Here is a 23,813-nt window from a genome sequence, read left to right on the forward strand (position 1 = left end):
GGCCTCTCGTCATCTCATCGGGCAGGCGCCACCAGCCGCTGGAGCAGGTCGGAGACCGTGACCAGTCCGGCCATCCGACTGTCGTCACCGGGCTCGGTGACGATGGCCAGCTGGCTGCTCGACTCCCGCATCCGCGCGAGCGCGGCGTACACCTTCGTGTCCGCCGGCAGCCGCAGCGGTGGCCGCGTCAGGGACTCGATGGGTGCGTCGGCCTCGCGCTCGAGGGTGTCGCGCACGTGCACGACACCGACCGCGTGATCGGCGTCGCCGACGAGGATGCGCAGGTGGCCCGAGTGCTGGCTGGCTGCCTGCACGTCGGCGACCCTGGCACCCACGGGCACACAGGTCGGGAGCTCGGGACGCACCAGGTCGCCCAGCGCGAGGGTCTCGAGCTCCAGGGCACCCGAGAGGTGCGCGGAGTACGACGCGTCGAGCGCGCCCACGCTGGTGGAGTGCTCGATCAGCTGACGCAGGCCAGCAGGGTCCTGGCCGGACGCGACCTCGTCGACCGGGGTGACCCCGACCCGACGCAGGCACCAGTTGGCGGTGTCATTGAGCGCCCGCAGCAGCGGCCGGGTGAGCCACATGAAGCCGCGCATCGGGATCGCCAGCATGGTCGCGGACCTTTCGGGGTGCGCGATCGCCCATGACTTCGGGGCCATCTCGCCGACCACGAGGTGCAGGAACGTCACCACGGTGAGCGCTAGCACGAAGCCCGCGACGTCGGCGGCCCAGAACGGCGCGCCCCACGTCTCGAAGGCAGGCGTGAGCCAGTGGTGCACGGCCGGCTTGGTGATCGCGCCGAGTGCGAGCACGCAGACCGTGATGCCGAGCTGCGAGCCCGCGAGCAGGACGCTGAGCTCGGAGGAGCTGCGCAGTGCCGCGCGGGCCGAACGGCTGGAGGCCGCAGCGTCCTCGAGGCGGTGCCGACGGGCCGCGATGAGTGCGAACTCGACGGCCACGAAGAAGGCGCTGGCGACGATGATGACGGTGGTGACCACGGCCACCACGACTGGGTTCTCCATCAGGACTCCTCCTCCCCGAGCGTGATCCGGATCGACGTCGGCACGTGCTGTTCGACCTCGACGACCTCCATCCGCGCATGGCGCGGAGCAGGGTCCTCGTCGTGGACGAGGTCGCCCGGGTCGTCGGGCAGGCGCACGGTGATGACGGTGCACGGTGCGGGCAGTCGACCGTGCTCGGCGATGACCAGTCCGGCGAGGGTCTGGTAGTCGCCCTCGGGCAGGTCCTGGCCGATGGTGCGCTCGACCTCGTCGACGGGCAGCTCGCCCGGCACCAGCCAGGAGCCGGCGGCGTCGTCGACGGCCACGGGCGTGTCCTCGTCGTGCTCGTCGGTGAGCTCGCCGACGAGCTCCTCGGCGAGGTCCTCGAGGGTGAGCACGCCGACGAAGCCGCCGTGCTCGTCGACCACGGCCGCCAGCTCGTTGCTCGTCCGGCTGAGCTCGTCGAGGGCGTCGGGCAGCGCCATCCGGGTGGGTACGACGAGAGCGGGCCGGGTCAGCTCCGCGAGGGTCGCGGTCGGCGCGGCGCCCAGCACGTCACCCAGGTGCACCATGCCGACGACGGCGGAGTCGCCGTCGACGACGGGGTAGCGCGAGTGCCCGGCCGCCATCAGCCGGCGTACCTCGCCGACCGTGGTGTCGGTCGTGACGACGTCGACGCGGGTGCGCGGCACCATCGCGTGCTCGACGTCGCGGGTCGGGAAGTCCAGCACCCGGTCGAGCAGCAGGGACAGCTCGGCAGGCAGGTCACCGGTGTCGCGCGAGTCCGCCACGATGTGCTCGAGGTCGCGGACCGTCGCGGAGTGCTCCACGTCGTGGACCGGCTCGATCCGGATCGCCCGCAGCAGCAGGTTCGAGGACTGGTCGAAGATCCAGATGAGCGGCCCGGTCACCCGCAGGTAGCCGAGGGTCGAGCGGGCCAGCCGGTCGGCGACCGGCTCCGGTCGCGCGATGGCGAGGTTCTTGGGGAACAGCTCGCCGAACAGCATCTGCACGATCGTGGAGAAAGCGAGCGCCAGCACGGTGCCGACCGCGACGCCGACGGCGGTCGGGATGCCGACCCCGCCGAGCAGGGTGCCGAGGGAGTCGCCGATGAGCGGCTCTGCGACGTACCCCACCAGCAGGCCGGTGACCGTGATGCCGAGCTGGGCACCGGAGAGCATGAACGAGGTGCGGCGAGTGACCTCGAGGGCGCGCTCGGCGCGGGCGTCACCGGCGGCGGCGCGGGCCCGGAGCCGGGACCGGTCGACCGCCATGAAGGCGAACTCCTGGGCGACGAAGTAGCCCGTGGCCGCGGTGATCGCGAGGACCACGAGCAGGCCCAGGAGGAGGGAGAGCAGCGCGGTCATCGGGCGCGCTCCGGGTGGGGGAGAGGAACGGGGGGTCTTCGGCGTTTCTTCTTGCGCATGATGTCGAGTTGAACGGACGAGAAGGCGCTGGGGTTCCGATCCGGACCATTTCCTCGCGGGTGGTCTCGACGGCGGAAGAAACTCGGAGGCGGATGTCGGTGACGCCATCTATTCTCGATCCAGTGACGACGACGTTGAGCAAGGCCCCCGCGCCTGCTGCCACCCTCGTCGTTGCCGACCCGACTCGCCTGGTCGACTGGCGCCGCCTCAAGGGCCGGGTCTCCCGCTTCGCGGTGATCGCGGTCGCCATCTCCTCGCTGGGCACGGCGCTCGGGACGGTCCTCGCCGGCCGGATCGCCGACCACCCCCGCACCGACCTGGTCCTCTGGCTCGCGCTGTGCGTGGTCGGTGCCGCCGCCCTCGACACCACCGGCCGGGTCGTGTGGGCCGGTGTGGTCGACCGGGCGGAGGGCCGACTGCGCGGCGACCTGCTCAGCGCCGCCCTCCAGCAGCCTCTGGAGCACCTGACCGAGCAGGCCGTCGGTGAGGTCCTGGACCGGGTCGACGACGACACCCACGAGGTCGGCACGCTGCTGCGCCAGCAGATCTGGATGGCGATGCGGACCGGCTTCGGCGCGATCCCGATGTGGCTGGTCGCCGGCTTCACCTGGTGGCCGGCGTTCCTGCTGTTCCCGGTGGTCGGCTTCGTGACCGTGTGGGTGATGCGCCCCGCCCTGGTGGAGATCTCGCGCCTCAAGGTGATCGAGGAGATGGCCTGGACCGACCACGCCGCCGCGCTGGAGGAGGGCATCGCCGGCCGCGACGACCTGCGCACGAGCCTGGGCCAGGCGTTCGCCGTACAACGCCTCGCGACGCTGTCCGCGGTGATCCACGAGCGGTTCCGTGCCGTGGTGGTCCTCGAGGGCCGAATCGCCGTGCAGGTGGGGCTCGTGCTCCACGGCCTGCTCATCGCGGTCGCGGTCGCCGGGGTGCTGCTCGCGAGCAACGGCAACCTCGAGGTCGCCCGGCTGGTGACCCTCTTCCTGGTGACGACGATCTTCGTCGGCCAGATCAACCAGCTCGCCCACCAGCTCCCCGACATCCAGGCCGGCCTCGGCGCGGTGCTGCGACTGCGGCAGCTGCTCGCCGTCGAGGCCGAGCCCGAGGGCGGCGAAGCGGTCCCGGCCGGTGCGCTCGACCTGCGGATCCGGCACCTCGACTTCGCCTACGCCGAGGGCTCCTTCGCGCTGAACGACGTCGAGCTGTACGTCGAAGCCGGTCACACCATCGCGCTGGTCGGCCGGACGGGCTCCGGCAAGTCGACGCTCGCGTCCCTGCTGTCGCGCGCCGTCGAGCCGCCCCCCGGCACGATCTTCCTCGGCGGGGCCGACATCACCACCCTCGACCTGCACGAGCTGCGTCGCCGCGTCGGCGTCGTCACCCAACGCACCGAGATCCTCGCCGGCACCCTGGCCGAGAACATCGCTCTCTTCGCGGACGTGCCGCGGGTGGAGATCGAGGAGGCGATCGCGGAGCTCGGCCTGACCGACTGGGTCGACGGCCTGCCCGACGGCCTCGAGACGCTGCTCGGTCCGGGAGGCACGACGCTGTCGGCCGGCGAGGAGCAGCTGGTCGCCTTCGCGCGACTGCTGGTCCGGCACGTCCAGGTGGTCGTCCTCGACGAGGCGACCGCGCGGATGGACCCGGTCACCGAGAGCCGCGTCGTCGCCGCGGCCGACCGGCTGATCAACGGCCGCACCGGCGTGCTTGTCGCCCACCGGCTGAGCACGATCGAGCGCGCCGAGATGGTCGCCGTCCTCGACCACGGCCGGGTGATCCAGCAGGGCCTGCGTACGAACCTGGCGTTGGAAGAGGGACCGTTCCGGCGACTCGTCGCCGCGAGCGGGGCCCAGCACGCTGATCAGGACTCGTCGGACGCGAGCGAGGCCGCAGCCTCCGACCCCGTCGGGGGACGTCGTCGCAGCGGGGTTCCTCCCGAACGGCCCGAGGTCGGCTCGGGACCCTCGCTGGCGCGCGGCACGTGGCACGCGATGCGGGTTCGGCCGTGGTGGGGCCTCTACTCCGTCGTACTCTTCCTGGCGGCGAGCATCTTCGCGCCCCTCGGTGCGCTGACGGGCTTCGTCTGGGGTCACGTCGTGGCCCGGCTGCAGGCAGGTGAGTCGGTCGGGATGCTGACCGGCGTGCTGGCCGTGCTGCTGCTGGCGGCGCCGATCCTGCTCGGTGACGCGATCCGTCGCTACCCGCGCTGGTGGATCGAGGTGATGCTCCGGGTGCGGATGTCGGTGCTGCTGGGCCAGATCGACGGCCGTCGGCTGCCTCGGACTCCGCCGGGCGAAGTCGTGGCCCGGTCGATGGACGCGGACCGCTACGCCCGCTACTCCGACCGCTGGATCGACTTCATCAACGGCCTGCTCATCGCGCTGTTCACGATGCTCGTCGCCGGGTCGTGGCTCGCGGGCGCCGTACTGCTCGTGGTGATGGGCTCGAGCGCGCTCGCCTCCTCGATCGGACGCCCGATCGCGGGACGCTCGGCTGCGCGTTCCTCCGCCGCCCGCGCGGGGTTCGGTCGCGCGCTGGTGTCGGCGGTGGAGTCGGCGCGCACGGTCAAGCTCGCCGGTCGTACGCCGCAGGTCCACGAGCACCTGCGCAAGGTCGACGGTGGCCGCGTGGAGGCGGCCGTGTTCGAGCACCGCGTGCAGGCCGTGCTGGACGGCGTCCCGATGGTGATGGTGCAGGTCGGCGTCGTGTCGGCCTGGGCGTTCTACCTGTGGGACGTGTGGGGCCTGGCGACCGCGCTCCTGGTGGCCACCGCGGTCAACGGCTTCGACTGGTTCGGCCGCGTGGCCGGGGCCGTCGTCACAGAGGCGCCCGGCGTCCGGGCCTGGCAGCGGGCGACGTCGCGGTTCGCCGGGGGAGCGGACCTGGTCGAGCTCCCCGCGGGGATCGACCTCGTCACGGGTGTCGCGCCCGTGCCCGCGCAACCCGACCGCGTCCGCCTCGAGCACCTGCGCCTCTCCGACTTCACGGCCGTGCACGACGACGGCACGATCGGCGTCGCCGGTGTCGACCTCACCGTGGCGCGCGGCGAGCTGATCCTCCTCGTCGGGCAGGTCGGCTCGGGCAAGTCCAGCCTGCTGGCCTCCCTCGCCGGACTCATCGACCACACCGGCTCCTTGGCGTGGAACGACACCGAGGTGCGCGACGCGGAGGCCTTCCTGCGCCCCGGCCAGGTCGGCCACGTCGCCCAGGTCCCGCGGGTGCTGTCGGGCACCTTCTCCGACAACGTCCGGCTCGGCCACCTGCGCGACGTCGATCGCCCGATCGCCGACGCCCGCCTCGTCGAGGACGTCGCCGACGCCGGCGGTCCCGACTCCCTGGTCGGCCACCGAGGCGTCCGCCTCTCCGGCGGCCAGGTCCAGCGGCTCGCGCTCGCCCGCGCACTGGCCACCGACGCCGAGCTGTTGCTCGCCGACGACGTGTCGAGCGCGCTCGACGCCGCCACCGAGATCGAGCTGTGGGTCGCGCTGCGCGAGCGTCAGGCGACGGTCATCGGAGCCACCTCCAAGAGGGCAGCGCTCGCACAGGCCGACCGCGTCGTCGTACTCGTCGACGGGGAGCTGGCGGCCGTGGGGCCGTGGACCGAGCTGGCGGGCGAGTGGGGTCACCTCGCCGGGTGACGGCTGCTGCCTGCACCTGCTGGGAATGGGTACGGTGCCGACATGGCCATCAAGCTCGAGAACGTCGCCATCGCCGTCCGCGACCTGGACGCGACGATCGCCTTCTTCACCGACCTCGGCCTGACCGTGCTCGGTCGCGACACCGTCAGCGGTGAGTGGACCGACACCGCGGTCGGACTCGACGGCAACCACGCCAAGATCGCGATGCTCCAGACCCCCGACGGCCTCGGCCGGCTGGAGCTGTTCGAGTACATCCACCCCGATGCGATCGAGACCGAGCCCACCCTGCCGAACGAGATCGGCATGCACCGCGTCGCGTTCTCTGTCGACGACCTCGACGCCGCACTGGAGATCGCCGCCCGGCACGGGTGCCATCCGCTCCGGGGCGTGGGGACCTATGAGGACATCTACCGGCTGACGTACGTACGGGGGCCGAGCGGGATCATCGTGATGCTGGCGCAGGACTTGCGGCAGGGCTGAGCGGGACCCTTGCCGCTCAGCCCGAGATGCGGGGGCGGTTGATGTGCTTCAGGGTCCGCAGCGGGTGCTCCAGTGCACGAGAGCGCCAGGCGAGCGTCAGCGAGTCGATCGGGTGGCGGTACACCCACCACGGGTTGCTGATGAAGCGGGCAACCACCTGCTGTCCCAGCTCCGAGCGGGGGTCGTCGTGTGAGTTGCCTGTGGTTGCGCGCAGCCGGTCGACGACGGTCTCGACGGGTTGGCCGCGGCCCGACCGGAACAGCTCCTGGAGGTCCTCCCACTTCCGTTCCTGAGTCACCGTGTGCTGCTCGACGTGCGTCTGCTGCTCGCGGAGGTCGTCCCTGATCTCCGGGGGCCAGCGGTCGACGTACTGCTGCACCCATGCCTCGTGCCAGACCTCGTCCTCGAGGAAGGCGATCACCACACAGTTCGGGGCGTACGTCGCTGAGCCCTCGTCGAGCGCGGGCAGCATCGCCTCCACGATCCGCAGGCCGGCCTCCTCATCGCCCTCCCGGTATGCCTGGGCGGCGACCTCGGCCGCAGCGCTGCAGACGTCGAAGGGATGGGTGACGCCCCACCGCCGCTCCGACTCGGCGATCACCTGCCTCAACTCCGGGACGTGTCGCAAGGTCTCGAGGAACCGGTCCGCATCGGTGGGCTCGGCAGGTGGGCGCGGGAGCTTGTGCTGGTCGCCGTTCCAGTAAGTCGCCCGCCAGTAGTAGAGCGCCTCGTGGTTGACGGGCCACTGGTCACCGTCGAGGACGGGGTTGCTCCAGTCCAGCTCGGGGTCGAACGGCCGCCAACCCTCGTCGAGCGGCTCGTCACTGCGTGGACGCCGGGCCCTGCGTCGGGCCTGCTTGTGCTTCGCGCCCTGCGTGGCAAAGGCTCGCTGTGCCTCCATCAGGCTGATCCCGTTGGCGCCGTCCGGGTGCATCGGATAGCGGAGCTGGCCACCGTCGTCCTCCCAGCGGCAGACCGGGCAGAGCTCGTAGTCGCCGGGACCGCTGTCGAGGGTCAGGTGACCGCAGCAGGGACAGGGGAAGCTGTTCACGGGCACATTCTCTGCCAGGGGAGTCGAAAGCGCTCCTCAGTTTCACGTGCTTCGTTCAGCATCCTGCTCGACGCGTAGCTGATGGTCGACGTCTCGTCGCTGCTCCCTGATCCGTTGACGATCGAGGGTCGTGAGACGGCGAAGTTGGACGTCGAGCACCGCGCTCGCCAACTGCTTGTCCACTCCGAGATGGGCCGCGACAGCCGCTCGTGCGGATTCGATCTCCTCGGCAGACAGCACCAGCTCACTGACCACCTGCCAGTCATCGGTGGCGCGTAGGACGGCATCGAGGAATCGACTCTCCCACTGAAGACGTTCGATCAACGTGGGATCTGGCTCGGGGTCAGGCGGGTTCAACGGCGTGCGGTGTCGAGGCTCGAAGAACGCCGGTCCCAGGTCGCTTTCGATCCTCAGCTCGCTCCAGGTCAGGGCTGTGTCGTCGACCGAGATCGTGAGAGGGACACCGAGTTCGGCATCGACCGTCACCACCGCGCGGCGCCCCTTTGTCTCGGGGGCGGTGAACTGCCACGCAGGCCGCCCCTCGAACTCGGTCGCTCGCAGGCTGGTCACCACGGCCTGCCGATCGGATGTCAGCCATCCGGTCCAGTACTTGCGAGGGTCGTAGAGCCGTAGATCCGTCAGGTCGCCGGAATCATCTTCGCGAAGTTCCCACAGCTCCTCGACGAAGTCGTCTGCCGCCTGCCAGAAGGTGTGTTCGCCCGCGAGGATCGTCGTGTGGCCGGGCGGTTCCTCCACTCGCGCCATGTGCCGCAGGCGCCACACCCGGCGACGCCGGATGACCTGGCCGTCCTGCTTCTCTGTGAAGACTCCGCTGTAGCCGACCGTTGGGTCGTTGCCTGCGATCAGCAGCTCGACGAGTTCGTCGAAGGCCGGGGGAGTGCGCGCCGCGTCGCTGGTCATGACGACGAGTCTGGCACCAGCCTGCCGTCCCCACGCCCGCCGCAGCCGTAATGCGCTTGAGTGACACGGCGCAGTTGTGGATGCTTCGGCAGGTGAAGCACAGCAAGGTCCGCCGCCGCCTCGGCGAGGCGCTCGAGTCCGGACGGGTGGTGCGCGTCTGGCGTGATGAGTACGACTCGACCTCCACCGACGGCATTCTCATCGCCCTCACCCAGGACTGGTTCGTGATGCACGTCGTCGACGACGGCGTGCATCTGGACGGTCTGGTCATGATGAGGACTCGTGACGTCGACATGGTTCGCCATGGTCACGACGAGTACGTTCAACGGGGGCTGCAGGGACTGGGCACCCCCGTTGCCACGTTCACCTGTTCCGACGACGTAACGGCACGCGACCTGATCATGGCCGCGGCCGAACTCCATCCGCTCTCTGCCTTCGCTCTCGGCGACGAGGGGGAGGAGCAGCTGATGATCGGGACCTTGGTGAAGGCAGGCAAGAAACGTGTCCGACACCGTTTCATCCGTCCCAACGGGACCTGGGCCCTCGAGGACGACCGGTGGAGGTACGAGCAGATCTCGAGCATCACGGTCGGTGGGCGCTACATCGATTCGTTGGCCCGCTTCGGGTTGCCTTCGCCGGTGTGACGCGGCTGGGCGGTGCGGCTCAGGGCAAGGTCACTGGTGAGGCCAGCAGGAACCAACCGAGCACAGCGCAGTTGGCGACCACCGTCAGCCAGAAGATCGTGCGGAACGGCTGCTTCCTGGTCTTGTGGCGAAACACCTTCTGCCCGGCCAACGCACCCGGCCAGCCGCCCACGAGGGCGAGCAGGTGCAGCGTGGACTCGGACGTGCGCCACCTGCCGTTGACGGCGGCGGACTTGTCGGCGCCGTACGTCGCGAACGTGACCACGCTGAGCACGCCGTACGCCGCCGCAAGGGTCAGCGGCAGGTCAGTCATTCGCCTTCTCCTGACGAGGTCAGGCTCGTCGCGGGCAGCCAGTCCGCACCCAGGAGCTCGGCGAGATCGGCGAGTCCGGCGGTGTCGCTCCCGACCGTGTCGGAAGCTGCGGCGATCCGCTCGACCATGACCTTGCCGACCTGCTCCTCGACGGTGCCCTCGGCGTAGGCGATGTGCCAGGGCGAGACCTGGTGGTCGCGGTGGGTGCGGCCGGTGACCTGGCGTCCGGCGATCCCGGAGAAGCGGGCCTGGTGGAAGACGCCGACCCGTGGCTCGGTGCTCGCCTGCCGGCCGTCGGCGAGGGTCTCGCCGGCGTGCAGGCTGATCGAGGCGACGGTGGTGAACACGCAGACCTTGGCCTGCCCGGTCTGGAACCGGAGGCGTTCGGCCTCGGGGTCGAACCGCTCGCGGCCATAGATCGTGGCGACGTCGATGCCGGAGTCACGCAGCCGCTCGGCGATCGGATCCGCAGCGGTCCCGACGAACTCGACCGAGCACGCCACCTGTCGCTCGGCCTCGACCTGCTGGGCGATCCACGCAACCGTGGAGTCGACCCGGATCAACCCGGCCTTCTGCCGGAAGCGCAGCAGCGCCGCCCGCCCCTTTGCGACGTTGCGCCCGCGCCGGGCGATGTCCATCTCCCGGCAGAATTCGCCCCACTCGGCCTCGTACGCCGCGCGCTCGGCCGGCGTGAGCCGTACCGGCATGCCTGAGATCGGCACCGGCCCCCACGGCGCTGCCCGGTGCAGCATCGCGGGCGGCCGCTCGTCCTCGAGCCATCCACGCACCAGCTTGAGGTCGGCCGCACGTCGTGCCGGATCGGTGGTCCACGTAGCGCCGTACCGTCCCCGCTCCACCTCGACGCCGTGACGTTCGAGTGCGTTGGCGAACGTGACCGCGGGTTGAGTCGCCGAGGTCCACTCTCGCATCGGCTCCCTGAGCACCTGCGCGTAGGCAGGGGCGAGGTACGGCAGCTCCAACGGCGTGTGGCCCGGCGTCGCGGTCGTCGCGATGACGAACGGCGCCGTGTCGTGGGGCTTCCCGTGCCCCGAGATCCGCGCCCAGTGCTTCCACCGCTTCGTCGTCGTACGACGCAGCGCGTGGGCCTCGTCCGCGATGATCACGTCCCAGGTGTGGTCCTTGACCTTCTCCAGCCGGTCCCAGGTGATCACGACCCACTCCAGCCCGCCGTCGCCCAGCGCCGTGATCGTGCGGCACCAGTGCCCGATCGTGATCGCGGCCGGCCGGTCTGCGACCACCAGCACCCGCTCCGCACCACGGAGGTCACCCACCGCCGTCGCCCCGAGGACCGCCGAGATCGTCTTGCCCACGCCGGGCTCGTCGGCCAGCAGGAACTGCCGTCCACCCGCCTCGGCACGCGCCGCGATCGCGTCAGCCGCCTCGTACTGGATCCTGCGCGGCTCCAGCCCAGCGGTCGCCTCCGGACTGGGCGTGGGGCTGTCGGGGTTGAGGGTGTTCTCGATGAACCGGCCGAGCGTGTACGGACCGGGGGAGTACGGCGCGAGGTGGCTCGGCAGCGCGCGGCCGACGAACAGGTGGGTCTTCACTGCCGGGTGCCAGGTGGCGCCCTCGACCTGGGTTCCGTACGGGACGTCGAGGACCCAGAGTCGCTCGCCCGGCCCGGCGGTGGGCAACGGCCGCTGCGACGCCCCCGCACCGGTACGCCGCGAGGGCGCACCGCGTCGACGAGCACCGGATCGGCGAGAACTGGCCACCCTCGGACGCTATCGGGGCGATCGCGTCGAGCCGGACCGGCTCGCCCATGCTCACTGGAGCATCCGTGAGTCTGACCGCAGCAGATCCCCAGGGCGGTCAGGGGCCGGGAGCGGTTCGCCCTCGACTCGTGGACGCGGCGCGTTGGCATCGATCCGCGGCTTCCCTCATGGCAACGGCCAGTGCGTCGGGTCCGACGACCTCGATGTCGGCGTCGAAGCGCAGGAAGGACGCCACGAGTGCGGGCCAGGACCAGGACCCGAGGGTGACCCGGGTCCGGTCGTGGGACATCGGTTCGGCGACGCCGTCGCCGATGAAGGGTGCGACCTCCGCCACCGGGCGGTCGATGATCGCCTCGCCCTGGCAGGGCCAGGCGGTCGATCCTTCGTTGCCGCGGAACTGGCCGGTCACGAAGGTCGCGACGTCCCCACCGGGCACTTCGCGATGGGCGAACCGTGGACCGTGGGGGATCCGTGGTCGGATGCGGTCGGCGCGGAAGGTCCGCCAGTCGGCGCGCTCGAGGTCCCAGGCGACGAGGTACCAACGCCCGTGCCAGGTCACGACGTGGTGCGGCTCGACGCGACGCGGTGGGGCGGCGTCGTCCGCGGATGTGCCGTAGTCGAACCGCAGCACCTCCTGCGAGCGGACGGTCCCCGCGAGCGTCAGGAGTACGGCGCTGTCGACCTCGGTCTCGCTGGTTCCCGGGGCCCTGACGCTGTCGAAGGCGAGAGCGTCCAGCCGGTGCCGCAAGCGTGAGGGCAACACCTGACGGAGCGTGGTCAGAGCGCGCAGCGCTGCCTCACCGATGCCCGCGCCTGCCGTGGCCCCGAGCTGGAGGGAGACCGCGAGCGCCACGGCCTGGTCGTCGTCGAACAGCAGCGGGGGCAGGTCGGCGCCTGCGTCGAGCCGGTAGCCGCCGTCGGGACCCTTGAACGCGGCGATCTGGTAGCCGAGCTCGCGGAGCCGGTCGACGTCGCGACGCACGGTCCGCGTGGTGACGTCGAGCCGTTGTGCGAGCACGTCCCCGGACCAGTCGCGCCGCGCTTGCAGCAGCGAGAGCAGCGCGAGAAGTCGAGACGATGTCGTGGTCACCACAGCAGTCTGTCGCAAGTACAGGACACATCCTGTCCGCAACTCACGAGAAGGTTCCCTGAGCGATGACCACCGTGGCCATCGAGATCAAGGAGTCCTTGTGTTCAACGTTCTCGCCGACATCAACTGGCTCAGCTTCGCCGTCGCACTGGCCGTCTCGATCGTCCTGGCCGGTGTCTGGTTCGCCGCCGTCATCGCCAAGCCCTATCTCGTCGCGCTCGGCCGCGAGAACGAACCGGCACCGCAGAGCGACCTGGTCCGCAACCTCGGACCACTTGTCTGCACCCTGATCGTCACCCTCACCACCGCCGTGCTGGTCGAGGCGCTCGACATCACCAGCACCGGCGATGCCGTCGTCTTCGGCCTGATCATCGGCATCGGCTACCTCAGCGCGATGACCTTCCAGATCGCCCTCAACCCGAACTTCCCCCGCCCGCTGTACTACGGCCTGCTCAACGCTCCCTATTTCGTCGTCAGCGCGGTGGCGAGCTCGGTCATCCTGGTGGTCATGCGATAGCGAGTCCGCCGCGAGCTGCTGGCGGTCTTCAGGGCGGCGCGGTCGCCGCGGTAGGACGCACCCGGGCTAGAAGTTGACTTCGTAATTCTGTTGGGCGATGCGTCGGGCGCCCCACGCGTAGGTGATGAGGGGCATGGTGCACCAGAAGATGTTCAGCAGGCCGAACTTGATGATGAGGTCCGTTGTGCTGGACACGTTGTCGAGGTTGTTGGCGATCTCGGTGCCGAAGTAGACCATCGGCAGGGTGACCTCGACGATCATGCCCGCCATGACGAAGGAGAGTTGGGTGAGGGTGAAGCGCTTGCCCTGGCGAAAGAACATGACCACGGCGTACAGCTCGAAAATGCCGACGAAGAGGGCGATGCACTCCAGAGTGACGACGAGCGGGTCGCCGTTGAGGTAGCGGGCGTCGCCTCCGGAGAGGTAGGGCGACCAGAAGTAGGTCCAGAGTGCGTTGTCGAGAACGCCTTGCTTGATCTGGTCGAGGAACAGCAGCCAGGGAAGTTCCCAGATGAACCGTGGCGCGAGGCAGATGAAGAGCCAGACCAGGATCATGCCGTCCAACTTCTGGGACCTCGTACGTCCGGCCATGCCGGGCAGGTTCATCCACGGGAGGGCGAGGGCGGTGACGAACACGGAGACGCCGACGAGAGTCATGCCGTTCGACGCGACCTTGTGGGAGACGCCCAGATGGACCTCGAGATACCAGAAGAAGGGGACCGAGGCGACGAACACGGCAAGTGCCGCGAGGAGCGCCTTCTGGAGCGAGGACTTGCTCCGCGTTCCCTCCTCGGTGGGCGAGGCCTGCTTCTTCGCTGCCGATGCCATGACATCTCCTGTCTGTGTCGCGCCCGATGAGAGCGGTCGAGGCAGGTTGACACATCGGACATAAAGTGTCCAGGATGTCGATCAGATGCTATGCCTTCACTGGGGTTGAATCACGGTCAGTGGACCAGGGGGGCGAGGGTGTCTGCCAGGTACTGCCGGAGGACTTCACGGCTGCGGGTGCGTTGACTGGGGAACGTCAGCAAAGAGACGGTCATGCGCAGCGAGGCCTCGGCGATGGCATCCAGCTTGGATGCCAGGCCGGCGTCGTACTCGACCAGCGGCGAGAGGGCATCGGCGACGATGGACAGGACGGAGCTCGACATCGCCATCTCACGCCCCTCGGGAGTTTCCAGCGAGTAGAGCATCGCTGGAATCGCGGCATGATCACGCACTCCGTAGAAGACGCCGACGGTCAACTCGACCAGGAACTCGCCCGCGGTCTTGGCCTTCCGTGCTTGGGCCAGAGCGGTCTCGGTGAGTTCGGTGGCGCTGCGCGTCACTGCGTCACGGAGCACGTCGTCGCGATTGCTGTAGTACGTGTAGACGGTCTGCCGAGAGACGCCGGCCTCTCGCGCGACGGATGCCATCGAGGAGCGTTCCAGGCCGTGCCGGGCGATCGAACGCGTTGCGCCTTGAAGGATTCGCTCGCGGTAGTCATCGCCCGTGGCGAGCGCGGTGGCCTTGGGCCGCGTTGCTGGATCGGGGTTGGCGGGGGACACGACCGGATCCTCTCACTCGCTCGAGGAACCTGCACGGGCAGAAGGTTGCAGCAGCGGACCTTGCTCAATCAAGCGAACCTGCACCGGCCGCAGCTCGCTTCGTAGCGGAGCACCTGCTGGCGGGTCGGGTGCCCGGAATGCGGCGGAGTGACTGTGAGAATCGTCGTGCTCTGAGAGCGGGCAGCGTGTTTGCTCAGTCGATGGGCGTGTCGACCCAGCCGACAAACCGGCCGCCAACCCCCGGCATCTCCGTACGATGTTCGCCCTGGCCCGGGCTCGGTACATCGGAGGGCTGATGGAAGTCGCAACTGACGTACGTGAACTCCGGCCACCACTTCTTCGGCCGGGCCTTCTCGGCAAACCCGCAGACGTTGCACACCAGCTCGACCCACACCGGCTTCTTGCCGATCCGGTTGGCACGCGACTGGACCAGCCACGGTGGCGGGCTGTCCTCGATCTCGGCCAGTTCGGCTTCAGTGAGCGTCGTGGGAAGGCCGTGCCGGGTGGCCATCTCCAAGGGGATGTCCAAGCGTTGGGCAGCGTCGCGGCGGGTGATCATCGCCCCCAACGATAGTCAGTGCCGCTTGGAGAGCGGCTGTTGGACTTCGCACGTGTCGACGGGATCTAGCTGTCTTGAAATGCTTGGCGCTACCGAGTCCTGCGGTAGTAGACCAGCGCGCGTCCAACACCCAGTAAAACTGGACTCTCCGCGAAACACCGGCCAATCGCGGCAGTACGAAAGGTTGAACGACCTCCTCGGCGTCCTCAAGACCATCACATCCAGCGTGAGCACCGCATCTGCCGTCCGTCAGGTCGAGCGGCGATGGGCAGAGTCGCCATGGGGTCTTCCGGAGTAGCGATCGGTGCCCCACGGGCGGCGGAAGGACACAAGTGCAACTCGTCTGCCCTGACACACCGCCCACACTCGGGAGGACCCAATCCCGCCCTCGTCGTAGTGTCTCCTGCATGGCGGACGACTCTCAGGACAAGCTCTATGCAACGACACTGCAAACGATCGGCGCAGTGTCCAAACTGCCCATGGTTCACGTTGAACGCGAGGCCTTCCTGCGCAAGCAGTTCGCGTCGTCCCCGCATCTGGCCGTCGTTCTCGAGAGCGGTCCACAGGCGGTTTACACGGTCGAATCACTGCGCCAGAAGGCCAACTCGATCATCAAGAACAGCACGGCGAAGACCTCTATGGCGTCTTTCGCGACCGGCCTGCCAGGCAATCCTGTGGTGATGATCGCGGCGGGTGGCGCCGACGTCGCCCAGTACTTCGGCTTCGCCATCAACTTGGCTCAGCAACTCGCCTACCTGTTCGGCGAGGACGACCTGTTCGACGATGGCGGGCAATTGTCCGAGGCGGCCCAGATTCGTGTGATCGCGTACCTAGGGGCCATGTTCGGTGCAGCTGGCGCTGCGGCACTCGTCTCTCAGACGTCGAAGCTTGCAGGCGCGAATCTCGGCAAGAAGGTCGCGGCGCAGGCACTCACGAAGACGGCGTGGTACCCGCTGGTCAAGAAGGTCGGTGCGCTGGTCGGCAAGCAGGTAACAAAGAAGTCTGTGGAGAAGACGATTACCAAAGCGGTCCCGGTTGCTGGCGGCGTGATCGCCGGGGGCCTGACCTTCATGACGTTTCGACCCATGGGAAACCGCCTGGCCGACACGTTGGCTGCCAACCTGAACGGCGACTTCGATGAGGAACTCGAACTGAATCCTGACTTCGCGGCAAGCGTCGAGACGAGCACCGTCGTGGTCGAACAGATTCGCGATGGAGCCAGCGAGCGCGAGACCGAGTAGACCGCCCCCCCGGTGGATGCCAGAGAAGTGGCGGAATGTGCCACCCTCCTCCGGCTCCCGATTGCTCATGACCCGCGTGCGCCACTGCCCTTCGCGGTCATGGTCGGCGGGGGCGGAACGTCGGTCCACGGACAACGCTCGGATCTGTGAGTAGACCGGTTCTGGGGTTGTTTCGAACGTGTGTTCGAGTTACCATATGCGTATGAACGTCTCCCCGGTGGTTGCTTCTGATGTGGTGGCGTGGCGTGATCGGCTGGCCCGAGGCAGCACAGATGCCTGCGAGGGTGACGCGGGTGACTTGGTGGACCTGATTGCGGCGTTGGAGGACCTGACCTCGACGGCGCGGGCGGTGCAGGCTGAGGCCGCGGTGGCGTTCGATGCTGCCCGTCGTGCCAGCGAGGCCGCGGCAGGTGTCGCTTCCCGCCTTCAGGGGCGCGGGGTGGGCGGTGAAGTCGCGTTGGCCCGCAAGGAGTCCGCAGCCAGGGGTCAGTCGTTGCTCGGGCTGGCCCGGGTGCTGGTCGTTGAGATGCCGCACACCCTGGACCGCCTGCGTGACGGGACGCTCAACGAGTTCCGAGCCACGATCCTTGCCCGCGAGACCGGATGCCTCAACGCCGAGCAACGAGCCGCGGTCGATGAGGAGCTGTGCTGTTCCCCGGCTGCATTGGTCGGGGTCGGGACCCGGGAACTTGCTGGCCGCGTCCGGCGCCGGGTCGCGCTCCTGGACCCCGCGGCGGTCGCGCGGCGCAACCGCAAGGCCGAGTCCGAGCGTGGGGTGTCGTTGCGCCCCGCGCCGGACACGATGGCCTACCTCACCACCCTGATTCCAATGGCCCAAGGGGTCGCCGTCTACGCCACCTTGCAGAGGGATGCCGACGCCAAGAAGGCTGCCGGCGACGACCGCTCCCGACGCCAGCTCACGGCCGACCTCGTCGTCTCCCGGCTGACCGGGGTCCCCGACACTGGCGTCCCCGCCCAAGCGCCCGCGGTGCCGGTCACCGTCAACATCACCCTCCCCGCCCCCACGTTGGCCGGCGGTCATGCCCCTGCGTTGTTGACCGCCCGTGGGGTGGCCGGGGAGGTCGTACCCGCCGAGACCGCCCGCCTCCTGCTCGCGCACTCCATCACCGAGGGCGTTGGGGCGTGGTTCCGGCAGCTCTACGCCAACCCCCTGGGCCGACTCGTCGCCCTGACCAGCCGTCAACGTACCTTTCCCGACGGTCTCGCCGAGCTGCTGCAGGTCCAAGGCCACGGGATCTGCGCAACCCCCTGGTGTGACGCCCCGATCCAACACTCCGACCACATCGTCCCCGTCGAGGACGACGGTGCGACCGACCACCACAACGGTCAGGGGCTCTGTGCGGCGTGCAACCACGCCAAACAAGCCGGCTGGCGCCAGAGCGCCGACTCGCCGATCGGCCGACCCGCCGTGACCACGACCACCCCCACCGGCCACCGCTACCACGCCACCGCCCCTGCCCCACCCGGGTGGGGTGACCACGGGCCACCCCGAGCCTTCATGATCGACATCCAATGGCTACGCGCCGCCTGAGGCGCATGTCGAGGTTCCGTGGCATGAAGGTCGCCGAGCGTTGGGACCATGCCGCGCACCGATCGCCCAACTCATCCGAATGGCACGCGTTGGCTTTCGACCCAGTGCCCAGGTGCAAGCCGATCGCAACCTGTTGCTGGAGCGTCTCGGCGTACGCCGGCGCGGGAGAGTGGCGGCTCGTCGCGTTTCTCCGCAGGCGTCGGTCAGCCCGGATAGCCTGCTGCGGTGATTCGTCTGCTCGGGATCCTGGTCGCGTCGACCGTCCTCTCGGTTCCTGTGCTCGTCCTGCCTGCCAACGGCGCGGCTGGAAGCGTCGAGCACGTCGTCAGTGCTGATCTCCCCGGATCGACTGCGGTGGTGAGTGGCACAGTGACCTCGAGCGTCGACGGATCGCCGCTCGAAGGCGTGTTGGTGGTGTTCACGGGAGACATCACCTCTGACACGCCCAGCGGCGGTGGCAAGTACACCGACGCTGACGGGCGCTTTCAGATCCCGGTGGGCTTCGCGCGCGGGTATCGGCTGAGATTCACATCAACACAGACGATCACACACTGGTACGGCGGTGGTGAGACCGCGGCATCGGCGAGCATCATCGACGTCGGTACGAGCGGCATCGTGGACGCGTCGGTCGCTCTCGACCCGGCAGGCGTCATTCGCGGCACCTATTCGGGCTCCAAGCCGTCATCGCTCCTGCTGATGCGGGCCACGCCTGGAATCGGCTCCGGCTCGCTGCTCCGCACCATCGCGGATGGCGAGTTTGCCGTGTGGATCACGACCGAGGCTCCCGTCACTGTCGGTCTGCGGTGGGCAACGGGTGTGGCTCGCTTCAATGGCAACAAGTACCACTGGAGGAACTCTCCCGCGCTGCAGGTCGCCAGCGGCGAGGAGCTGAGTGGCCTGGCGATCGACATGCCTGCGACCGCCACGGTGACGGGGCGCACGACCAACGTCAACGACGCCGTCATCGCGGCAAAGGTGCGCGCCACGATCATCGAGGACGGGCAACGGCTCGACCTCGGATCCTCCACGGTGACCGACTCCGACCTCAAGACTGGCGAGTTCTCCCTGGTCGTACCCGCCACAACTCTCACGCTGCAAGCAGTCGCTCCGAACGACAAGTACGGCGTCGGTTGGCTGGGCGGCGCACCGGACGCGGCCGGCGCCACTGCCCTCCATCCCGCCGAGGGGCAGACGCTCGCGCTCCCCGACCTTCAGCTCCCCGGCGGGCGAACGATCAACGGCGTTGTCAGTGACACCGCGGGAGACCCGATGGCAGGAGTCGCGGTGACCGCGTTCGCCCATGGGACCGATGACGTCAAAGGATCGGCCGTCTCGGCGAGCGACGGAACGTGGTCGATCTCCGGTTTGGGCTCGAGCTCGATGCCCGACGTCAATCTGCGCTACGACCATCCGCTCCTGGTGAGGAGCTGGTATCCGAGCAAGACGTACAGGTCTTCGCTCCAGACGCTCGACCACCTCGACCGGAACCATCTGTCAGTCGCTGACCAGACGGTGAGCCACCTCCCGCAGTTCCGACTGGCCGCGGCTGGTGCGCCCGTCATCGAGGGAACGGCGATCGCCGGGCTCGAGGTGAGCACCAGTGCTGTGCCGGTCTCGCCCACCCCTGGGACGACTCGGTTCCTGTGGCTGTGTGATGGCGTGTCGCTCGGACTGACGGGAGCGTCGGTCAGGTTGCCCGCAACGACGGCTGGCTGTCGGCTCACGGTCCGCCAAGTCTCGATGCTGACAGGCCACCAACCTGCGATTTCTGAATCTGCGCCCGTGACGATCGTTGCGCCGCGAGCCACGGTGCGTGTCGCCATCACGGGGTCGCGCGTGTCGGGCGCCGTCCTGCGCGCCACAACGCCCGTCTGGAACTTTGCGGCCGACGGGCGCTCGCACCAGTGGTACCGCAACGGGAAGCCCATCGCCGGGGCGACGGGTGGGTCCTACCGTCTGGTGACAGCTGACGTCGGCGACCGGCTGACGGTGAAGGTGACTGCCCGCTCGACCATCACCGGTCTGATGGCCTCCACCACGTCGCCAATGACCGGCGTGGTGAAGGCCCGGACCGTCATTCGTGCGCGGTGGGTGCGCAACCGGGAGCACCTGAGCGCGCAGCTCCAGGTCCGCGTCCTCACCTCGGGCCAGTCCAGACCCGGTGGCTCGATCACGATCAGGTACCCCGGGCGCGTCTACCGCTCCAATGTGACTCGCGACCTGATCCGCAGGGATCTCTATTTCGGCCGGCGCGGATGGGTGACAGTTCGGATTGACTACCTCGGCTCGAGCCGGGCGACCCCAGCGTCGACCACGCTCCGCGTGTACATGCACTAGAGCCAGCCGCGCCCCCGACGCCTCAGCCGTACAACCCCAGGAACCCCCGGCTCGCAGTCGCCACGACCTCTTCAGGCGTCGCGTCGAGCACCCCGTCCAGCCACGCGGTGACGACTTCCGCCATCCCACCGATGAACAGCAGACCGGCGAGCTCGTCCTCACGTCGCCGCGACCGGTGCGTCTCGTGCGCCTCCTCGGCGGCGAGGTGGGCGAAGTGGCGCAGCAGCTCGGTGCGCCTGGACCGTAGCGCCGGCATCGAGCCGGCTTCGACGATCGCGACGCGGCCCTTGCGGGGGTCGGCGAGCAGGAGGTCGACGAAGGCGGTGATGGCGGCGTGGATCCGCTGGGCCGGGTCGGGGCCGGCGGCCTCCGCGGCGGCCAGGGTGGTGCTCTCGATCTCGGTCGCAACGTCGTCGAGTACGGCGGTCTGGGCCTGCTCGAGACCGGTGAAGCTCTCGTAGAAGTAGCGCTCGGTGAGCCCGGCCTCGGCGCACACGGCGGTCATCGTGGTGCGGGTGTCGGGGGCCGCCCAGACCGAGAGGGTGGCGTCGAGCAGGCGCCGACGGCGCTCGGCTGCGCGGTCGGCGGCGCTGACGCCGCGATAGGTCCCGGACTGCACTGCCATGTCCTCAGCCTGTCACGTCCGACCTCCGAAGAGAAGGTTGACAGGACGCCCTTCCTGAATGAGGCTGGGCCCGACGAGGTGCGACGCCGAGGTCGTGCCGAGGAGGTCAGTGATGACGGCTGGACAGACGATTCGCGAGCTCCCCGCGATCGGCAAGGGCGACAAGGGACTCCCGTTCCTGGGTCGGGTCACCGACTACGCCCGCGATCCCGTGGCGCTGATGCAGCACCAGTGGGACACCTACGGGCCGGTGTCACCGTTCCCGTTCCTGGGCCAGACCTTCGTGATGATGCTCGGTCCCGACGCCTGCGAGGAAGTCCTCCGCAACGGTGAGAAGGCCTTCGCCAACGGACCCGCCTGGGGCAGCCTCGTGGGCCCCTTCTTCAACCGCGGCCTCATGCTGCTCGACTTCGAGGAGCACCACGGCCACCGGCGGATCATGCAGGAGGCGTTCACGCGCGACCGCCTGGCGTCGTACGTCGCCCCCATGCATCCCGCGATCGCCCGGGGTGTGGCGACCTGGCAGCCCGGCGAGGGGTTCCGGTGCTACCCCGCGCTGAAGCAGCTCACCCTCGACATCGCGGCCGACATCTTCATGGGCGGCGCCGCGGACACCTCGCGCGCCGAGATGGACCGGGTCAACAAGGCGTTCGTCGACTGCGTTCAGGCGGCGAGCGGGGTGGTGCGCGCCCACGTCCCGGGCACCCGCTGGGGCCGCGCCTACCGCGGACGCAAGGTGCTCGAGGACTTCCTGCGCCACTACCTGCCCGAGAAGCGGGCGCACCGCACCGACGACCTGTTCTCGGTGCTCTGCCACATCGAGACCTCGGACGGGGAGCGGTTCACCGACGACGACGTCGTCAACCACATGATCTTCCTGATGATGGCGGCCCACGACACCTCCACCATCACGACCTCCACGATGCTCCAGCACCTCGGCCAGCACCCCGAGTGGCAGGAGCGCTGCCGGGCCGAGTCGATGGTGCTCGGGGACGAGCCCACCCTCGCCGAGCTCGAGCAGCTGACCTCGCTGGACCTGGTGATGAAGGAGTCCCTGCGGCTTCGCGCCCCGGTGCCGATGCTGGCGCGCAGTGCGATCAAGGACACGGTCGTGCAGGGCGTACGGGTGCCGGCCGGCTCCCACGTCGCCGTCGGCGTCCAGCTCTCCCACCTGATGCCTGAGCTCTGGAGCGAGCCCACGCGCTTCGACCCCGACCGGTTCGGCCCGGAGCGCCGCGAGGACAAGTCGCACCGCTACGCCTGGTCGCCCTTCGGTGGCGGCGTCCACAAGTGCATCGGCCTCTACTTCGCCGGCGCCGAGGTGAAGGCGATCATGCACCGCCTGCTCCGCACGCACAGCTGGTCCGTCGACCCGTCGTACGTCGCGCCGCTCGACAACCACTCGCTGCCGTTCCCCAAGGACGGCCAGCCCATCGACCTCGTCCGACTCTGAACCACCGAAGGAAACCCATCGTGAGCAGCTCCATCGCAGGCCTGTCCATCATCGTCACCGGAGGTGCCCGCGGCATCGGCCGCGCCACCGTCGAGCGGTTCGCCCGTCAGGGAGCCCGGGTCGCGCTGGGTGACCTCGACGTCGACCTCGCCAAGGACGTCGCATCGTCGTACGGCGACAAGGTGGCCGCCGCACGCCTCGACGTCACCGACCCGGAGTCCTGGACCGCGTTCCTCGCCGAGGTCGACCACCTCGGGCCGTGGGACGTGCTGGTCAACAACGCCGGCATCATGCCGCTCGGCTCCATTCTCGAGGAGTCGAACGAGAAGGCGAAGACGATCATCGACGTCAACGTCCACGGCGTCATCTTCGGCACGAAGGCCGTGGCGCCCGCGATGGCCCAGCGGGGGAGGGGCCACATCATCAACGTCGCCTCGGCCGTCGGACGGGTGGCGCTGCCGCACGGGGCGACGTACTCCGCCTCGAAGTTCGCTGTCGTCGGGTTCAGCGAGGCCACGCGCGCCGAGCTCGCCCCGAAGGGCATCGAGGTGACGATGGTGCTCCCGACGGTGGTCCGCACCGAGCTCTCCGCCGGCGTCCCCGCCGCCCGCGGCGTCCGCCCGGTCACCGCGGAGGACGTCGCCGAGGTGGTCGAGGCTGCCGTGCTCAAGCCGCGCGCCGAGCTGTGGGTGCCGCGCTGGACCCAGGGCCTGAGCAAGTCGACGCTGGCCCTGCCGCGGGTCGTGCAGTCGGCGATGACCAGGGCCCTCAAGGCCGACGACGTCCTGGCCTCGGCCGACCCGGCTGCCCGCGCCGCCTACGAGGAGCGGGCAGCGGCGGGCAGCCGTACGGATCAGGAGTTGCAGTAGACCGCCGGGGCCGCGAAGACGAGGCGGGCCGAGGAGTCGGCCGAGCCGCCGTCGGCCCGGTAGGCCTCGAACTGGACGGTGTCGTCCGCGACGAGCGTGGAGTAGCGGCTGTTCATCATGAACACCCGCGGTGAGTCGTACTTGCGCATCGTGAACTCGGCGTCGCCGAGGTCGTCGCCGTCGTCCTCGGCCCAGCTGATCACGCCGTTGTAGGTGGTCCCGTCGGGAGCGGTGTCGGGGACGCCGACGACGGCGCGGGCCCGCGTGCAGCGCCAGCTGATGACCCGCCACTGGACGTAGCCAGTGTTGCCGAGGGACACGCCTGCGCCGTGGGTGAAGCCGTCCTGCGCGTACGTCCCGGTCCGCAGGTCGTTCGACGCCTTCGGGGCCACGCCCACGAGGGTGCGCCAGCGCCACGCCTTCACCAGCACAGTGGGGCTCGCGTCAGCGGCATGGCCGTTGGAGGCGCTCTTGATCACGCGGTAGGACGTGCGGCCCTTCGACGGCGTCGTGACGAGGGAGTAGGTGCTGCTGGTGCTCAGACGCGGCGTGGCGATCGTCGCCCAGGCCCCGCTCTCGATCCGGCGCTGGACCTTCACGCGCTGGCCGTCCGCGGCCGGTGAGACCTTGCCGCGCAGCGTCACCTTCGCGCCGTAGGTGATCGTCGAGTTCGACGAGGTGAGCGTCACGACGTACGGCGCTCCGGCCGCCGCGGGAGCGCTCGTCAGCGACACCGCGAGCAGGGGCGCCACGAGGAGGGTGGCGACCAGTGCGCCGAGGCGACGAGTTCGGGGACGGGGAGCGGACAT

At 69.3% G+C, this 23,813-nt stretch carries 21 protein-coding genes; 9 read left to right on the plus strand and 12 right to left on the minus strand.

Annotated elements, in window-relative coordinates; all coding sequences use genetic code 11:
- Nucleotides 1-14: 14 nt before the first annotated feature.
- Both ASE01_RS09360 and ASE01_RS09365 read right to left on the minus strand, forming a co-directional pair.
- A complete protein-coding gene (locus tag ASE01_RS09360) occupies nt 15-1,025 on the minus strand; it encodes a CNNM domain-containing protein (protein ID WP_056749884.1) in 1,011 nt (336 codons plus the stop codon).
- Nucleotides 1,025-2,371, minus strand: a complete 1,347-nt coding sequence (locus ASE01_RS09365; RefSeq protein ID WP_056749886.1) for a hemolysin family protein — start codon at nt 2,369-2,371, stop codon at nt 1,025-1,027. The genes ASE01_RS09360 and ASE01_RS09365 overlap by 1 nt, the downstream gene beginning before the upstream one ends.
- A gap of 182 nt (nt 2,372-2,553) precedes the next feature.
- Here ASE01_RS09365 and ASE01_RS09370 point away from each other — a divergent pair, with 182 nt between their 5' ends.
- Nucleotides 2,554-6,069, plus strand: coding sequence for an ATP-binding cassette domain-containing protein (locus tag ASE01_RS09370; protein WP_235535930.1), 3,516 nt, complete (start codon nt 2,554-2,556; stop codon nt 6,067-6,069).
- A 42-nt stretch (nt 6,070-6,111) separates the two neighbouring features.
- Nucleotides 6,112-6,549: a VOC family protein gene (locus ASE01_RS09375; RefSeq protein ID WP_056749889.1), complete on the plus strand. Its 438-nt coding sequence runs from the start codon at nt 6,112-6,114 to the stop codon at nt 6,547-6,549.
- 16 nt (nt 6,550-6,565) lie between these two features.
- On the opposite strand, the gene ASE01_RS24960 is transcribed toward ASE01_RS09375, so the two are convergent.
- Complete coding sequence (locus tag ASE01_RS24960; RefSeq protein WP_056749891.1) at nt 6,566-7,600, minus strand: CPCC family cysteine-rich protein; 1,035 nt, start codon at nt 7,598-7,600, stop codon at nt 6,566-6,568.
- Between the two features lie 42 nt (nt 7,601-7,642).
- Nucleotides 7,643-8,521: a hypothetical protein gene (locus ASE01_RS09385; RefSeq protein ID WP_056749893.1), complete on the minus strand. Its 879-nt coding sequence runs from the start codon at nt 8,519-8,521 to the stop codon at nt 7,643-7,645.
- Between the two features lie 92 nt (nt 8,522-8,613).
- On the opposite strand from ASE01_RS09385, the gene ASE01_RS09390 reads away from it, so the two are divergent.
- Nucleotides 8,614-9,165, plus strand: a complete 552-nt coding sequence (locus ASE01_RS09390) for a hypothetical protein (protein ID WP_157537214.1) — start codon at nt 8,614-8,616, stop codon at nt 9,163-9,165.
- A gap of 19 nt (nt 9,166-9,184) precedes the next feature.
- Here the strand turns inward: ASE01_RS09390 and ASE01_RS09395 are convergent, their stop codons facing one another.
- From ASE01_RS09395 to ASE01_RS09405, 3 genes are all read right to left on the minus strand, one after another.
- A complete protein-coding gene (locus ASE01_RS09395) occupies nt 9,185-9,478 on the minus strand; it encodes a DUF1294 domain-containing protein (RefSeq protein ID WP_056749896.1) in 294 nt (97 codons plus the stop codon).
- A complete protein-coding gene (locus ASE01_RS09400) occupies nt 9,475-11,214 on the minus strand; it encodes a helicase (RefSeq protein WP_056749898.1) in 1,740 nt (579 codons plus the stop codon). The genes ASE01_RS09395 and ASE01_RS09400 overlap by 4 nt, the downstream gene beginning before the upstream one ends.
- Nucleotides 11,215-11,311: 97 nt before the next feature.
- Nucleotides 11,312-12,304, minus strand: coding sequence for a helix-turn-helix transcriptional regulator (locus ASE01_RS09405; protein ID WP_082605968.1), 993 nt, complete (start codon nt 12,302-12,304; stop codon nt 11,312-11,314).
- A 100-nt stretch (nt 12,305-12,404) separates the two neighbouring features.
- Between ASE01_RS09405 and ASE01_RS09410 the strand changes: the two genes are divergently transcribed.
- Nucleotides 12,405-12,821 (plus strand): DUF1761 domain-containing protein, encoded by a 417-nt coding sequence (locus ASE01_RS09410; RefSeq protein WP_056749903.1) that lies wholly within the window; start codon nt 12,405-12,407, stop codon nt 12,819-12,821.
- Nucleotides 12,822-12,887: 66 nt separating this feature from the next.
- Here the strand turns inward: ASE01_RS09410 and ASE01_RS09415 are convergent, their stop codons facing one another.
- The 3 genes from ASE01_RS09415 to ASE01_RS09425 all read right to left on the minus strand — a co-directional run bounded on the left by ASE01_RS09415 (nt 12,888) and on the right by ASE01_RS09425 (nt 14,927).
- Nucleotides 12,888-13,649 carry a hypothetical protein gene (locus tag ASE01_RS09415; RefSeq protein ID WP_056749905.1) on the minus strand — a complete coding sequence of 254 codons (762 nt, stop codon included), beginning with the start codon at nt 13,647-13,649 and terminating at the stop codon, nt 12,888-12,890.
- A gap of 116 nt (nt 13,650-13,765) precedes the next feature.
- A complete protein-coding gene (locus tag ASE01_RS09420; protein WP_082605930.1) occupies nt 13,766-14,368 on the minus strand; it encodes a TetR/AcrR family transcriptional regulator in 603 nt (200 codons plus the stop codon).
- Between the two features lie 193 nt (nt 14,369-14,561).
- Nucleotides 14,562-14,927, minus strand: a complete 366-nt coding sequence (locus tag ASE01_RS09425; RefSeq protein WP_056749914.1) for a hypothetical protein — start codon at nt 14,925-14,927, stop codon at nt 14,562-14,564.
- 407 nt (nt 14,928-15,334) lie between these two features.
- Between ASE01_RS09425 and ASE01_RS09430 the strand changes: the two genes are divergently transcribed.
- The 3 genes from ASE01_RS09430 (at nt 15,335) to ASE01_RS09440 (ending at nt 20,057) form a co-directional block, all read left to right on the plus strand.
- Nucleotides 15,335-16,168 carry a hypothetical protein gene (locus ASE01_RS09430; RefSeq protein WP_056749917.1) on the plus strand — a complete coding sequence of 278 codons (834 nt, stop codon included), beginning with the start codon at nt 15,335-15,337 and terminating at the stop codon, nt 16,166-16,168.
- 202 nt (nt 16,169-16,370) lie between these two features.
- Entirely contained in the window at nt 16,371-17,720 is a 1,350-nt protein-coding gene (locus ASE01_RS09435) for an HNH endonuclease (protein ID WP_162260285.1), read from the plus strand.
- A 225-nt stretch (nt 17,721-17,945) separates the two neighbouring features.
- Nucleotides 17,946-20,057, plus strand: coding sequence for a hypothetical protein (locus tag ASE01_RS09440; protein ID WP_056749923.1), 2,112 nt, complete (start codon nt 17,946-17,948; stop codon nt 20,055-20,057).
- Nucleotides 20,058-20,079: 22 nt separating this feature from the next.
- On the opposite strand, the gene ASE01_RS09445 is transcribed toward ASE01_RS09440, so the two are convergent.
- Complete coding sequence (locus ASE01_RS09445) at nt 20,080-20,682, minus strand: TetR/AcrR family transcriptional regulator (RefSeq protein ID WP_056749925.1); 603 nt, start codon at nt 20,680-20,682, stop codon at nt 20,080-20,082.
- A gap of 112 nt (nt 20,683-20,794) precedes the next feature.
- Between ASE01_RS09445 and ASE01_RS09450 the strand changes: the two genes are divergently transcribed.
- Nucleotides 20,795-22,135 (plus strand): cytochrome P450, encoded by a 1,341-nt coding sequence (locus ASE01_RS09450; RefSeq protein ID WP_056749928.1) that lies wholly within the window; start codon nt 20,795-20,797, stop codon nt 22,133-22,135.
- A gap of 20 nt (nt 22,136-22,155) precedes the next feature.
- Nucleotides 22,156-23,004, plus strand: a complete 849-nt coding sequence (locus ASE01_RS09455; protein ID WP_056749934.1) for an SDR family oxidoreductase — start codon at nt 22,156-22,158, stop codon at nt 23,002-23,004.
- On the opposite strand, the gene ASE01_RS09460 is transcribed toward ASE01_RS09455, so the two are convergent.
- Nucleotides 22,989-23,813 carry a hypothetical protein gene (locus ASE01_RS09460; protein ID WP_056749937.1) on the minus strand — a complete coding sequence of 275 codons (825 nt, stop codon included), beginning with the start codon at nt 23,811-23,813 and terminating at the stop codon, nt 22,989-22,991. The genes ASE01_RS09455 and ASE01_RS09460 overlap by 16 nt on opposite strands.

Origin of the sequence: Nocardioides sp. Root190, from assembly GCF_001428565.1 — a bacterium.
Taxonomy (GTDB): Bacteria; Actinomycetota; Actinomycetes; order Propionibacteriales; family Nocardioidaceae; genus Nocardioides.